The organism is Verrucomicrobiota bacterium (assembly GCA_019247695.1).
GTDB lineage: Bacteria > Verrucomicrobiota > Verrucomicrobiia > Chthoniobacterales > JAFAMB01 > JAFBAP01.
Window position 1 is genome coordinate 1 of the sequence record JAFBAP010000114.1, and the last position, 13,672, is coordinate 13,672.

General features: G+C 61.2%; 11 protein-coding genes. 4 read left to right on the top strand and 7 right to left on the bottom strand.

The window, feature by feature from the left end:
* Window positions 1-94 precede the first annotated feature (94 nt).
* Both JO015_13355 and JO015_13360 read right to left on the bottom strand, forming a co-directional pair.
* Entirely contained in the window at window positions 95-1,087 is a 993-nt protein-coding gene (locus JO015_13355; protein ID MBW0000082.1) for a squalene/phytoene synthase family protein, read from the bottom strand.
* Window positions 1,084-2,211, bottom strand: coding sequence for a DUF362 domain-containing protein (locus tag JO015_13360; protein MBW0000083.1), 1,128 nt, complete (start codon window positions 2,209-2,211; stop codon window positions 1,084-1,086). The genes JO015_13355 and JO015_13360 overlap by 4 nt, the downstream gene beginning before the upstream one ends.
* 3 nt (window positions 2,212-2,214) lie before the next feature.
* Between JO015_13360 and hemW the strand changes: the two genes are divergently transcribed.
* The 3 genes from hemW (at window position 2,215) to JO015_13375 (ending at window position 5,115) form a co-directional block, all read left to right on the top strand.
* Window positions 2,215-3,360 carry a radical SAM family heme chaperone HemW gene (gene hemW / locus JO015_13365; protein MBW0000084.1) on the top strand — a complete coding sequence of 382 codons (1,146 nt, stop codon included), beginning with the start codon at window positions 2,215-2,217 and terminating at the stop codon, window positions 3,358-3,360.
* Window positions 3,357-4,412 (top strand): FAD-dependent monooxygenase, encoded by a 1,056-nt coding sequence (locus JO015_13370; GenBank protein ID MBW0000085.1) that lies wholly within the window; start codon window positions 3,357-3,359, stop codon window positions 4,410-4,412. The genes hemW and JO015_13370 overlap by 4 nt, the downstream gene beginning before the upstream one ends.
* A gap of 136 nt (window positions 4,413-4,548) precedes the next feature.
* Entirely contained in the window at window positions 4,549-5,115 is a 567-nt protein-coding gene (locus JO015_13375; GenBank protein MBW0000086.1) for a Uma2 family endonuclease, read from the top strand.
* Between the two features lie 123 nt (window positions 5,116-5,238).
* On the opposite strand, the gene JO015_13380 is transcribed toward JO015_13375, so the two are convergent.
* Entirely contained in the window at window positions 5,239-5,931 is a 693-nt protein-coding gene (locus tag JO015_13380; protein ID MBW0000087.1) for a YggS family pyridoxal phosphate-dependent enzyme, read from the bottom strand.
* Between the two features lie 150 nt (window positions 5,932-6,081).
* Between JO015_13380 and JO015_13385 the strand changes: the two genes are divergently transcribed.
* A complete protein-coding gene (locus JO015_13385; protein MBW0000088.1) occupies window positions 6,082-6,969 on the top strand; it encodes a LysR family transcriptional regulator in 888 nt (295 codons plus the stop codon).
* Window positions 6,970-7,045: 76 nt separating this feature from the next.
* Here the strand turns inward: JO015_13385 and JO015_13390 are convergent, their stop codons facing one another.
* From JO015_13390 to JO015_13405, 4 genes are all read right to left on the bottom strand, one after another.
* Entirely contained in the window at window positions 7,046-8,755 is a 1,710-nt protein-coding gene (locus JO015_13390) for a hypothetical protein (GenBank protein MBW0000089.1), read from the bottom strand.
* 9 nt (window positions 8,756-8,764) lie between these two features.
* A complete protein-coding gene (mdoH, locus tag JO015_13395) occupies window positions 8,765-10,891 on the bottom strand; it encodes a glucans biosynthesis glucosyltransferase MdoH (protein ID MBW0000090.1) in 2,127 nt (708 codons plus the stop codon).
* A 100-nt stretch (window positions 10,892-10,991) separates the two neighbouring features.
* Entirely contained in the window at window positions 10,992-11,567 is a 576-nt protein-coding gene (locus JO015_13400; protein ID MBW0000091.1) for a hypothetical protein, read from the bottom strand.
* The gene (locus JO015_13405) at window positions 11,543-13,096 is read right to left on the bottom strand and encodes a glucan biosynthesis protein (protein ID MBW0000092.1); all 1,554 of its coding nucleotides are present in this window, start codon (window positions 13,094-13,096) and stop codon (window positions 11,543-11,545) included. The genes JO015_13400 and JO015_13405 overlap by 25 nt, the downstream gene beginning before the upstream one ends.
* Window positions 13,097-13,672: the final 576 nt, after the last annotated feature.

The window sequence follows — 13,672 nt, forward strand, 5'->3', positions numbered from 1 at the left end:
CCGTTACCCGTTACCCGTTACCCGTTACCCGTTACCCGTTACCCGTTACCCGTTACCCGTTACCCGTTACCCGTTACCCGTTACCCGTTACCCGTTACCCGTTACCGAACTCCCGTTCGTAGATCCGGCGATGTGCCGGCGCCCACCACGCAGCTGCCAACGCCAGGGCCGCCAATGCATAGACCTCGCGCCGGCTCACCTTGACCCGTTCAGCGAAGGGTGGCGCTTGCGTGAGCCGGCGCAGGGTGCGGATCCCGATCAAGGCGGGCAACGCACAGGCAAATCGTATCGTCCGCGGCCGGATATGCCCGGTGTAGGTCCATGCAGCCGCCAGCTGATCAAGGGCGCGGCTCAGCCAGCGCCGGTAAACTTCGCCGGCGGCCTCGGGCTCGGTTTTCAGCCGATCGGGCGCGACGGTCACCGGCAGGTAACACCGGCCGTGCTGCAAATCGGCGCCGGCGTCTCGCAGGACATTAATGAGTTGAAGGCCTTTGCCGAAGCGAACACCCAGGCTCACCAACTCCGGCGCGGGTAAATCGCCGTAACGCGGCCATTCCAGCAGGCAAAGCTTTGTCCAGAACTCACCGACGCAACCCGCCACCAGGTAAGTGTACTCGTCGAGCTCATCGTCCTTTTGCAGGGCGTGCACCCGGCCGGGTGTGGTTTCGAACCTGACAAGGTCGAGCGATTGGCCGCGCAGAATCTTTTGCAGAACTTCTTCGACCAGCAACCGGTGCCGCTCCGGCAGTTGGTGAACCGCATCAAGGATTCGAGGCAGATCCTCCAGCAGCACCTTCTCACCGTGCATCCGCTGGTGGCGGGCGCATTCGCGCACCAGCTTGAAAAAGCCGGCATCATTCTGACGAAGCGCACCCGGAAAGAGGCGCAACGCCTCCAGCCTCACGTCGGCCGGCAAGCCTGTGACATCGGCGATGGTGTCGGACGCCCGGGCCAGGAGGTAAGCCGTGGCCATGGTCGGGCGGATACGCCGCGGCAGAAACCGGATGCTGAGGTAGAAAGAGCGCGAAACCGGCTTGAGCCAGCCGAGCAGCTGCTTTTCCAGGGTCGTATCCGGGCCGGCCTTCACCGGATGTCGCGGAGGTCATGCACATCAACCCGGCTCGGATCCGCGTTGCCCAACCCGTAATTGAAAGCCATGCCGACGTACCTTGCATCTTTTGAAGCAGGATCCATTTTTGCCTGTCTTCGCCAGAAATCGATCTGGCGGAGTGCAACCGAGTCGATGGCCACAGGGTCGCGGCCGGCCAGGAGCGTCCCGTATTGGATCGCATAGTTCAGGTCGCCGACGGGGGCGCCGGCGTACTCCGCGACCAACCCGTCCATGATCGTCAAAACCACCTTGGCGCCGATCTGAGGATTGGCATAAAGCTCCGGGATATCCGGGTCACCTCTGCCCGGCGGCTGCACGAACCGGCGCCAGTTGTCGACGTTTTGCACCGTCATGTTGAACAGAGCGCCGGAAAGCCCGCAGCCGAGGTGATCGGCGAAGGCCGGTACATTGATGACCCTGGCCACGACCTTGGTCAGGATCCGGCTGATGTGGCTTTCGTTGCTGAAATTATCAGGGGGCATTTCGTGCGGCTGATCCTGCCCGTGGAGTTCGGCTTTAAGGTTCGGCACCTTGCGTCCGACGAAGAGCAGGTCCCCGTAAATCAACCGGCCGGAAATGGCGGCGGTTACGACTGCCTGGGGATCATAATTGCCCTCCGTCCAGAGCAACCGGTAACCCGCCCCCTTGACGTTGTAACCGGCAGCCTTGAGCAGGCCTTCTTCACGGTCAAACACCACGACGTTCTGCGGTGGTACACCCGCCGCCGCCAGGCCTTCACAGATCGCCGCCACCACTTCAGGATGCGTACTGAAGAGCGGTGCGCCGTTCGCACAGACCTTGATGCCCACGACGTCGTTCGGTTTGACCAGCGACCCCCAGGCCGCTGCGACTGAGCCCTGTCCGGTGACGTTCATCACCAGGGCATCCACCATCCGCCGGACCACCTCGGCATCGGGCTTGAAATCCACGATGGCGTTTCGTTCCTGAATCCGAAAGACGTCCGAGCGCGCCGGAACGTGGGACGGGGTGGCCTGCGGGGCAGCCGGATTGTCCTCCGGGGACGCAGGCGGGCCGGATTGTGCTAGAGTAGAGAGGCAAAATGCGGCCACGCACGCACAGATCGCCAGGACTCTAAACACGCGGTGAGACTCTATCCGATCCGGCCAGAAAGCAACCAGGGAAGTGCGACTGCCGCGGCCGTCCGCCACCTCTACGTTCACATCCCTTTTTGTCTCCAGATCTGCCCCTATTGCAGTTTTTACAAAGAAGCGTCCGACCGGAACAAGACCCAGCCGTTCCTCGACTCGCTCCTCGATGAACTCCGGCTCGCCGGCCAGGAACTGCGCTGTGAAACGATCTTTTTCGGCGGCGGCACTCCTACCGCGCTCTCGATCAAACAGCTCGATTACCTGCTCACCGGTTTGCGCCGCAACCTCGACCTCTCGGCCCTGCGCGAATGGACCTTCGAAATGAATCCGGCCACCGTGTCTCATGATAAAGCGCGGCTGCTGCTCGACCACGGGGTCAACCGGATCAGCATGGGGGTACAGTCGTTTGATCCCGGCCTCCTCAAGACCCTCGGCCGGGTTCACTCGGCGGAGCAGGTTTTACGTTCGTACGAAATTTTGCGTAAAGCCGGCGTTCGTAACGTCAACCTCGACTTCATCTTCGGCGTGCCGGGCCAGACCCCGGACCAATGGCGGGATACCCTGGCCGAAGCGTTGCGGCTCGGACCGGAACACCTCTCGGCATACTGCCTGACCTACGAAGAAGACACCGCCTACTTCGAGAAACTGCAGGCCGGGGAATATTCTCAGGACACGGACCAGGACGCGCGCTTTTACGAAGTGACCATGGAAACGCTCGACCACGCCGGGTATGAGCAGTACGAAATCTCAAACTTTGCCTGTCCCGGCTATGAGTGCGCGCACAACGTCGCGTACTGGTACGGAGAAGATTACCTGGGGTTGGGTCCGAGCGCCTATTCGACGGTGGGTTCACGGCGCTGGCAGAACGTCTGCGACACGGAGAGATACGTCGCCGCGATCCGGTCCGCACAACTGCCCCGCGTCAACGAAGAGCAGCTCGATCCATCCACGAAAACCGCCGAACGGCTCGCGTTCGGCTTGCGCACCAGGTGGGGAGTGCCGGAACGGGAGTTGGCGGGGGTCGTTCAGGAGCTGCCGGCCATGCTTGAGCAAGGGCATCTGGAACGCATCGGGGAACGAATTCGTCTTACGGCGCGAGGGCGTCTCGTGGCGGACAGCATCGCCGAACTTTTGGTATGAATAAATTTGACGTGGTCGTGGTGGGAGCCGGCCCGGCAGGCGCAACCACAGCCGCGTTAACGGCTGCTGCGGGATTGCGCACCCTGATCATCGAACGCGCCCGTTTCCCGCGTCACAAGGTTTGCGGCGACTGCGTGAACCCGGGATGTTGGGAGATTTTTGCGGAGCTCGGCGTCGCCGAACGCGTCGCCAAACTTCCTTTTTCCGCGTTGCGCTGGGTTGATTTCGTACCGATCTCCGGGCGGCGCATCCGGTTCGGGTTGCCGGACCGGCAACACCCGGAAATGGGGTTGTCGCGCCGGCTCCTGGATGCAGTGCTGCTGGAACGAGCCGCCGAATCGGGCGCTGAAATCTGGTTCGGTGAACCCCTGACCAGGGTGAGACCGGGCTGGGAGGTGGGCACCGCTGCCCGGCAGGCTGCCGGCCGATTCCTCGTCGCCGCGGATGGGCGCAACTCAACCGTAGCGCGTCTGCTGCAGGAATTCCCCAAGGTCCGGCCGGAACGGGTAGCGTGGCAGACGCATTTTCCTGCTGCCAGCACGCCGCACGTTGCCCTTGAACTGCACCCCGAAGGTTACCTCGGGATTGCCACGGTCGACCAGGATCAGATGAACGTTTGCGTGGTCAGCCGGCCCCGGTACGCCGCCGCCTTCCGGGCAAGGGCCTCGGCGCGGTTCCGGCTGCAGGAAGATCATCCGTGGTTCTCCATCGCCCCGCTCAGCCGGCTTCCGATTCGCTCGACCCATGAACGGCTCCTTTACGTCGGAGACGCCGGCCGGGTCGTGGAACCGTTCACCGGAGAAGGGATCTTGTACGCCTTGAAGACCGGTTCTCTGGCCGCAAAGGCCATCCTGCGGTCCGTCGACTGCGGCGGCCAGGCGGAAGTCTGGTACGCGCACCGGCAGGAGCAGGTCTACCGGCACCGCCTCTGGATCAACCAGCTTGCCCGGCAGTCAGTGCTGCACCCCCGCCTGGCCAGCGGCGCGCTGGACGCGTTACGGTTGTGGCCCGAACCCCTCCGCCATCTGACCGGAAAAGTGGTCTCCGCTTAAATGCCACAAGCGGAAGAATGCCACAAATGGAGAGCAGCTATCTGTGGCGCTCTCAGCCGCAGCACCACCCGGCAGCAAAAGGGTAACCGCCAGGCCACCCTTGACAGAGGAGGTCGCCGGGGCGCAGACTCCGGTTATGCCCGTTCGGCCTGATGCGCCGCCGCTGACCGTTGAACATTACCGGATGCTGCCCGAGACCGGTCCCCGGTACCAACTGGTCAACGGCGACCTCTACATGAGTCCTGCCCCCAACCGCTACCACCAGGTCATTTCGAGAAACCTTGAATTTATCCTGATGCAATACCTGGAAGCGCAACCGCTCGGCGAACTGTACGATGCGCCGTTCGACGTTTACCTGAGCGACGTCGACGTGTTTCAGCCGGACATCGCCATCGTGCTCAACCGTAACCGGGGCATCCTGACCGCCGCCGGGGCCGAAGGCGCCCCTGATTTCGTGGTGGAAATCCTTTCACCGAAAACCCGGAAACTCGACCTGGAGCAAAAACGCCGGGTCTACGCGCGTGAAGGGGTCACTGAACTCTGGATCATCGATCCGGACCCTCAGACCGTCACGGTGTACCGGTTTGCGGAAGACGCCGAGCATCCGGTGATGGTGAAACGGGCGACCGAAACCCTCGGATCACCGCTCTTGCCTGGGCTGGCCGTTGATCTCAACCGGGTGTTCCGGGAATATCGCGCTTAGCGCGCAATATATAAAACAAAGGAACAGACCGATAACCCGGGGTGAGGTCCCCCTTGATCGGTGTTTCTTTTCTGCGTTGTCTGCGTGTCCTGCGGATCCGACACTTCTCCGTTTGTGGCATTTTCAGGCGCGGCGCCGTTCGCCGAAGATGGCCGTCCCGATGCGTACCATCGTCGCACCCTCTTCCACGGCAACCGGGTAATCATGGCTCATTCCCATCGAGAGGTGCGGCAGCCGGATCCCGGTCCGGCGCTCGATTTCATCACGCAGTTCCCGAAGCCGGATAAAGTGCCGGCGCGAATCCTCGGCTTTCGGAGCTAACGGCGGCACCGTCATAAGGCCCTCGATCTGCAGCCGGCCCAGGTCGAGGATTCGATCTAAATTCTGCAGCAACGCTGCAGGCGCGAATCCGAATTTGGACGCTTCCCCCGCAACATTCACCTGAAGACACACCCGCGGGTGCAGACCTTCCTCCGCACTGATTCTGGACAAATGATGCACTAAATCGATCGAATCGACGCTGTGGATGACCTGAAACAGGGAGAGGACCTGGCGCACTTTATTGCTCTGCAGATGGCCGATAAAGTGCCAACGCAAGCGCGAGGGCAATTCCGGGATCTTGATGCGCGCCTCCTGCACCTTGCTTTCGGCAAAATCGGTCTGCCCGGCGGCCACCGCTTCCCGAATCACTTCCGGCGAGTGCGTTTTACTTACTGCCAACATCAGCACCTCTTCGGGTGCGCGGCCGGCGCGCCGGGCACTCTCGGCGATCCGGGTACGGACTTGTTCCAGGTTTGTGGCGATATCAACGTCCATGGGGTCAATCGAGGAGAAAGGAAAATGGCCGCCGTCCCGGGCAACGCAAAAGATAATCGCGCAAAAAGATAATGCGGATGAGAGACCCTTGATCAAGCCGCGTGGCGCGAAACGAGCCACAAGTGGCTCTTAGCCCCCGTGTGCTGCCCCATGCAAATTGAAACCTTCAAGGTTTTCTGTGATCTGGTTGAGACCGCCAGCTTTTCCAAAGCCGCCGAGCTAAATTCCATAACGCAAAGCGCCGTCAGCCAGCAGATCCGTGGCCTGGAGCAGAAATTCAAAGTGGCCCTGATCGAACGCGGGAAAAAACATTTTCTGGTCACCGCCGAGGGGCGGGTGTTCCTGGAGGCCGGCAAAGAGATTCTGCGTGCGTACGGCAGCCTTGGCGACCGGATCCGGCAGTTGCAGGCGATGGTCGTCGGCGAACTCAAGATCGCCACCGTTCACAGCATCGGCCTGTACCAATTGCCCCGGAACCTGAAGGCGTTTCGAAGTTCCTTTCCCGCCGTGCAGATCGTGGTGGAGTATTTACATTCAAGCCAGGTCTACGACCAAGTGGCCTCGGGCGGAGCCGATCTGGGCTTGGTGGCCTTTCCGAACCGTCGCAAGGGCATGCTGGTCGAGAGTTACTGGAAAGATAAACTCGTGCTGATCTGCCACCCTGGCCATCACCTGGCAAAACAGCAGAGAGTCACCTTGTCGGCCTTGCAGGGTGAACCTTTCATTTCATTCGAAGCAGACAACCCGACGCGCAAAGCCATCAACCGTTTTTTGAAACAAAACCGGGCACGACTCCGTCGCACGATGGAGTGTCACAATCTGGAGACGCTCAAACGGGCGGTCGCGATCGAGAACGGCATTTCGATTGTCCCTTTCGTCACCGTGCGCGAGGAACGCCGGGCCGGCACCCTGGCCACCGTGGAGATTGAGCCGCCGGAAATGTGGCAGCCGATCGGCTTGGTGCAACGCCGGAACCGGATTCCGCCGAGGGTCGTGCAGGCGTTTGTGACGATGCTGAGAAGGAGAAAAATGCTTTGAAAAATGCTTTAAATCGCGCCCGCCGCCGCCCCCGCTCGCCATACCAAGGCGCCCGGGCGTCCGCGCCGTCCTCGATTCAATTCGGATTCGGCGTGGATTCGACCAGGCCCAGCGTCAAACCTGCGCCGAACCCGACGATGGCGGCTTGATAGGCCGTGATCGGGCCAACCGATTCGTCGATCGTGCCTTCGGGCAGATGACGGCGCGAGAACACGATCGGGGTAAGATAATGGCTGATCTCACTCGTATCCGGCAAACTGGACGGATCGACGTAATTGGTCAGGGTGGGCACGAGCGCAGACCCCAGAATCGCCATCGGCCGCAGCGTCGGATAAATTTTTTCAAATGCGGGCTTGGTGTCCAGGTAAGCAAATGCATCGGTTGCCGGCGCAACGGCGCCGGCCGCCGTCTGATAACGCTCTGAGCGATTTATCCCGACCTGATGCACCCGCAAGCGCCGGACGGTCTCCGCGAAACCGGCCGGGCTGCCGGCCAGCACCAGTTGCTGGTCAATGATGCCGAGCGCGAGCGTGACCGGCTGGTCCTTCGTCCCGGTCTCCAACAGGAATACCGGGACCTGTTCGACCGTGGTGGAACGTGCGCAGTTAGCGAAATGGCTTTTCACCACCTTTTCCATGCACGCGCGCACCCGCGGGACATCCCGGAGCCCCACGCTGAAAACCGGCTGGAAGACGTCCGTCACCCGGTCGCGTTCAATCACGATTTCCAGATCGCTGAGCAGCGGGTCAAGCTCGCAGATGTCAACGCCGGCCTTGGTCAGCCCCTCGAAGTACTGGTCAACGGTGGCAGCGACGGCGGAACGCTCCGCAGCGGCATGCACCAGGTTTCGCCAGGCGGACGGCACCAGGTGCGTGCTGGCATAAAACAGCGTGCCCGTGCTCGTAGCCTCAAGCGCCTTTCGGGAAAGGGGCGCCGTGCCGGCGTCGCCGTCGCATGCACCCAGGGTAAAAACCTGGTCCCGAACCTGGGTACCGTCGAGGCTGGTCGTCGCGATCAACGCCCGCCGGGTTTTCGCCTGCGGATCGCACCCGGGCATCACCCGTTCGATCATTTCCGCCACCGGCCCCTGTGCGAACGTCATCACGTCGGGGCCGGCCTGCACCTTGCCCTGACACCGCTGAAACGTCTCGCAGGTCTCCAAGCCGGCCCGCGCCTGCGTTCGCCGCTCAAACGCCGCTTTCACCGCCGCCGGATCCGGGCTGAACAGCAACCAGCTGCCGCAACGGATTCCATACACCGTGGTGATCACGGGGTCCTTCGGCCGCGCCGGCTGGCTGCTTACCGTGTCGGGAGAAAGTTCGGAAAATTCGCCCCCGAAAAAATCCGCGGCGAGCGTGCGAGCGTCCGCCTGCCAACCCCGCAGATTGCTGGCGCAACGCAAACCGATGATCCACTCACGGCGCAGCAGATCGGTGGTGCAAAAAAACCCGGAAGTCGGCTGTAATTTCAGCAGGCGCGTCCAGATTAACTGGTAGCCTTTCGGCAGTGCCTTCCACGGGTACCCGACAAAGCGTCGCACCGACGGTTCTTTAAGGATGTGGCTCACCGCCGTTGCCGGCCACCGCTCGGCCGTGCGCGCCAGATTGGGGCATTCGATGAAGAGCTGAGCCTCAGCGGGTGCCAGACGCACCGCCGGTATCACCGTTTGATCAAGGTGCCAAAGGACCATTCCGGTCACCACACAGACGACCAAGGCACTCCCCACAAGGAACCGCTTCATGAACAAGCGCGTAGCAAAGCGCGTTTGGCGCTTATTGTCCAGCATGCTTTCGCACTACGCAGCCAGAAGCGCGGTTGCCCTAGCCCTTTCCGCGGAGCGCTGCGCCTCCGAAGGCGAAGCCGGCCGGCGGCTGCGGTAGCCCTCGATTGCCCGGGTCCAGAACGGATTCATAAGCTGCCCTGGCGTCCGCCAGATCAGGTCATGAAGACGGGCCACGGTCGGGCCGTCGGCCAGTACGGCGCGTTTCTCACGCGCGCTGAGGGCATCCGGACCTTCGCGGAACAGTTTTGCAGCCAGACCGGCCACATAGTCTTCCACTGCCGGCGCATTACGCACCCGCTTCGGCTGCAAGGATGCATGCACCGCGTTGTAATAAGGATCAAGCAACGCGTGCACCAACCCATCCCCGTCCCGGAGGTTCAGACGATAGTTGTGGATGAGTTCCGGTGCCGGCGCCGTCTCCTCCGGCGTTTGAAAAAACCGGGATAACACCCCCTTGCGGCCGCTTAGCTGCACGACCGGTGCAGCCAGCCAGAGCCCGAGCAGAATCGGCGCCAGCCAGACCGCATAATCATGACCGATCCACCACGCCGCCGGGCCGAACACCGCGGCGGCCGCCGGCAAAGGCCAGTACTCAGCCAGGACGTCGCGCCATCGCGGACCGTTGCCCCCGTCGCGCGTCTGCGTGTGCCACGAGACGGTTTGGCCCGCCAGGTTGCGCAGCACAAAACGGGTGTGAAACCAGACCATTACCGGGACGGTCAGAACGGAAAATAACGTCTCGAGAATCACCCCGGCGGTCACCCGCCATGGGCCCCCGTACGATTTCAGCTCGTGCGGACGTGAGAACAGGTGCAGGAGGCTCAGCAGTTTCGGCCCGAAAAGAAGCGATAACGTCAGGAGAAAAAGCACCAGCGAGGATGCCGGGGCTGCGTTTCCGGCCCGGTGACGCAAGTGATCCAGCGCCGCCTGCAAACCGCCCGCCAGAATGAACAGCAGCAAAAGCGGCGCCGAGGCGTAGGCCAGAATGCCTTGAATCAGATGCAACCGGCTGATACCCCGGACCCCGCGCGCCAGCAGAAACCAGGCGTGTTGCAGGTTCCCCTGGCACCAGCGCCGGTCTCGCTTGACGTATTCCGTCAGGTTCGGAGGCAGGCCCTCGTAGCTTCCGTCAAGGTCGTAGGCAAACCACACTTCCCAGCCATGGGCACGCATCAGCGCCGCCTCCACAAAGTCATGGCTCAGGATCCGGCCTCCGAGCGGTTCCGACCCGGGAAGTTCGGGCAACCCGCAGCAGGTCAGAAAGGGCGCGATGCGGATAATCGCGTTATGCCCCCAGTAATTTCCCGTCTCCTGCTGCCAAAAGTTCAGGCCCGCGGCAAAAATCGGTGAATACACCCGGGCAGCAAACTGCTGCACCCGGCCGAACAGCGTCTCCGCCTTGGCCAACCGCGGCATGGTCTGGATGATACCGGCCCGGGGATTGACCTCCATGAGTCGAACCAAAGAGGCCACCGCTTCACCCGTCATGATGCTGTCGGCATCCAGCACCACCATATACCGGTGCCGGTGCCCCCACCGGCGGCAGAAATCAGCCACGTTGCCGCTCTTGCGATTCACCGGAAGCTTGCGCCGCCGGTAATGGATACGGCCGAAACCGTCTGCTTGCCGGCACAGATCCGTCCACGCCAATTCCTCCATCACCGCCCGCGACGGATCGGTTGAATCGCTCAGGATATAAAACTCGAAGGCCTCCAGTTCCCCGCGCCGGCGAAGCGATTCATACAAGGCTCTCAGGTTTCCAAAGACGGTGGCAGGGTCCTCGTTGAAAACCGGTATAATCACCGCCGTCGACGCCAAAGGGGTCGACGGGTCGAGTGTATTCGTGATTTTCAGGGGTTCATTTCCATCGGCCAGCGCGAGAAAGCCGAGAAACGCCTGCGTGAAACCAAACGCCAGCCCGGCGAACAAAAGGGCAAAAAGAGCGAAACTCAGTGCTCGCAGAGGCGTCCAGCCTTCCGCGGTATAAATGTCCGATAAGAGCCACAAACCCAGCAGGAACAGTCCTGCCGTTACCATCAACACCGCCAGACGCCGGCTGCGTACTTTGTTTTCAAATGCCTGTTCCAGGCTGACGGAACCGGCAAATTGCACAAACCGGGCGGCTTTATTCCCACCCATATTCCCATTCATGTTAGCGAAGGGTCTGACGTAAAAAACCCGGCAAATGTTCAGTTGAACCCGCCCGGCCCGGGATCGCGCAAACCCTCCTCAGGAGGTTTTAAAGGCTGGTGAAGGCGAGAATCGCCAGGGCTGCCAATCCTAAAATCCACGCCAGCACCCGGCTGTTGCCGGCCGGGGCAAAGCGTTCCGCCAGCTGCCTCAGGCGCATACCCCACCCGGTTAACTCGAGAGGTTTGGGCATGATGCTGGCCGGCTGCAACGGGGGGGTGGTTTCAAGCCGGATATCGCGCAGAGCGTCGAGCAGCTCCCCATGGATCGCCCGGCTCCGGAAAAAAGCGCCGTGCGCATCCGCCTCGGTCAGGTACAACCGGAGCCGCTCTTCAGCGGAACGTTCCGCGTCCCCGGTGGCGGGCCTGACCAGGTGGCCGAACAACTCGTCCATGCCGCGCTGGATCTCTTCCAGGGCCAACCGGGTCGCCGGGGTAAACGTCTCCCGGCCTTTGCGCTCAATCGCGCGCCGGAAACCGGAGACCAGCAACAGTTCACGATCCAGGTCCTCCGGCATTCGCAGGGCGTCCAGGTAATCGTTGGCGCGCACCCAGGCTTCCTTCCATTCCGGGGAGGATTCAATTCCCGCACGGAGTGACGCTACATATTCAGGAGGTATAGCCATTTCTCAGAGCAAAAGGTGTCCTGGCGTAAGATAACGCAGCTTACATCCAGCTGCTGCGACGGGTTCGGGTTGTGAATCGTGAAGCTCACCAGCCAGCCGGTTCCGGTCGGCGTGAACTGCACGTCCCTGACCTCTCCCGGGTGGTTAACCACGATATGCGGCCGCAAATCACCCACCGGGATCAACTCGCCCTTCTTCGGCTTGTCGTACTCGACGCTGAACCTCGTCTCGTTCGACTCCGGATTCGGCCGCACGGTCGTCGACGCCACCCGGAACTGGTCCACATCCGGCTCATCTCCGGTCCAACGCAGCTGGTAAGCAAACTCGACCTTGCCGCCGGCTTCCGGCGGATTCCTGAATTCCCAACCCGCCACCTGATTGTCGGTGTATTCGTCTTTGGTAGGAATTTGCAGGAACCGGACAAAGCCCGGCCCGAGATCCGATTTCGACTGGACGATCAGGCTCGGACGCCGGTGGTATTCCGCCTCTCGATCGAGGTAGTCATCGATGTCGCGGTCCCGCTGCAGCATGGCAAACGAAGTCACGTCGGAAAACCGCCGTACCGTCACGTTGGGGGGGTTATCGAGGGGCACCCAGAGTTTCTCCCCCGAAACGGTGTTCATCAGCAAGCCGTCCGAGTCGTGCACCTCCGGCCGGAACTCCCGGCGTTTAAAGTCCGTCTTGTTCATGGAGAACTCGGTCTTGCCGCTAGGTTGATAGTCGGGCTTCAAGGTTGGTTTATTCACCGAGTTTTCACCGAAATAGAACATCGTGGTAAGCGGGGCGATCTCCAGCACCTCAGGCTTTTTCCGAACGAAGACCGTCGCTTTCACGTCGATGACGGTCGTCTCACCGTATTGCACGTCGAACTGGTAACCGCCCGTTACGCTTTGGCTGTCCAGAAGGGCAAAAAATCGGATGCCCTGATCACCCGGGTTCGGTTCCCGCATCCAGAATTCGCGAAAATATGGAAATTCCTCCGGACCGTTGATCCCGTTGTCGACGGCCAGGCCCCGGGTAGATAACCCCCAGTGCAACCCCCTGGCCACCGCGCGAAAGTAGCTGGCACCCAGGAACGAAAGAAACTCATCCTGGATCCCGGGCCGCGAGGACGGCACGTAAACCTTAAACCCGACGAAGGCTTCGTGTCCGCTGAACTGGAGCGGCTTATCGTAATAGAAGTACGCCGGCGAAAACGGGATATCATGGAGGCGATCCTTCTCAATGGCGTGAAACAGAACCAACTGCTTGAAATAGTAGCCCGGATGGAAGAAGCCCAGGCGGTAGGGCGCCGTTTCCCAAACGCTGTGTTCAGGCAGAAAGCGAATCCGCCGGTAAAGATCGTAATCGAGGTTCTGCAGCTCCGGTGACAAGTCCTGCACCTGCGGCGCGAAAGGCCCTTTGGCCAGGTCTTCCGCACGCTTGACGACATCCCGGTAACCGAACACCGCATCTTCGTCCGCCGGCGCCCTGCTCACGACGCCGAACCCGAGCGAAATCACGCAGAGCAGCACCATCCGGATCTTCATAAACGCGTGGAGGATGGCAGCTTCTCCCGCAAGGTCAAATAGAAGCCACTAAGTTCGGAATTCGGGGTTCGGAGTTCGGAGACGTCCTATAACTGGATTCAATCCTTTCGCGGAACACGGGGGGTAGACTAAATCATCCGCAGAACACGCAGAGAACGCAGAAAAGAGAAAACATCCACAGATTACACAGATTGACACAGATTAAAGGGACTTGGCGGCAACTCTAAGCTTGACACTCCCACCCACCCCCCATGCTGCCGCTCCGAACTCCGAACTCCGAACTCCGAACTCCGAACTCCGAACTCCGAACTCCGAACTCCGAACTCCGAACTCCGAACTCTTAACTCCGAACTCCGAATTCCCTCCCCCTCTTTCCGCCGTGTTCGCCGTGGTCCGCCGTGTTCGCCGTGTGAACTCTTACGTTGTGCCCGCCCAACCCGCTGTGCCCGTGGTGTGACCGTGTGAACTCTTACGTCGTGCCCGCCTTTTCGCTGTGCCCGCTGTGTGGCTATGCCGCGAGTGGCGTAAAGCGGCATTCGTAAAGGCCGGATGACGTCTTCTCCTGACGATCAAGGG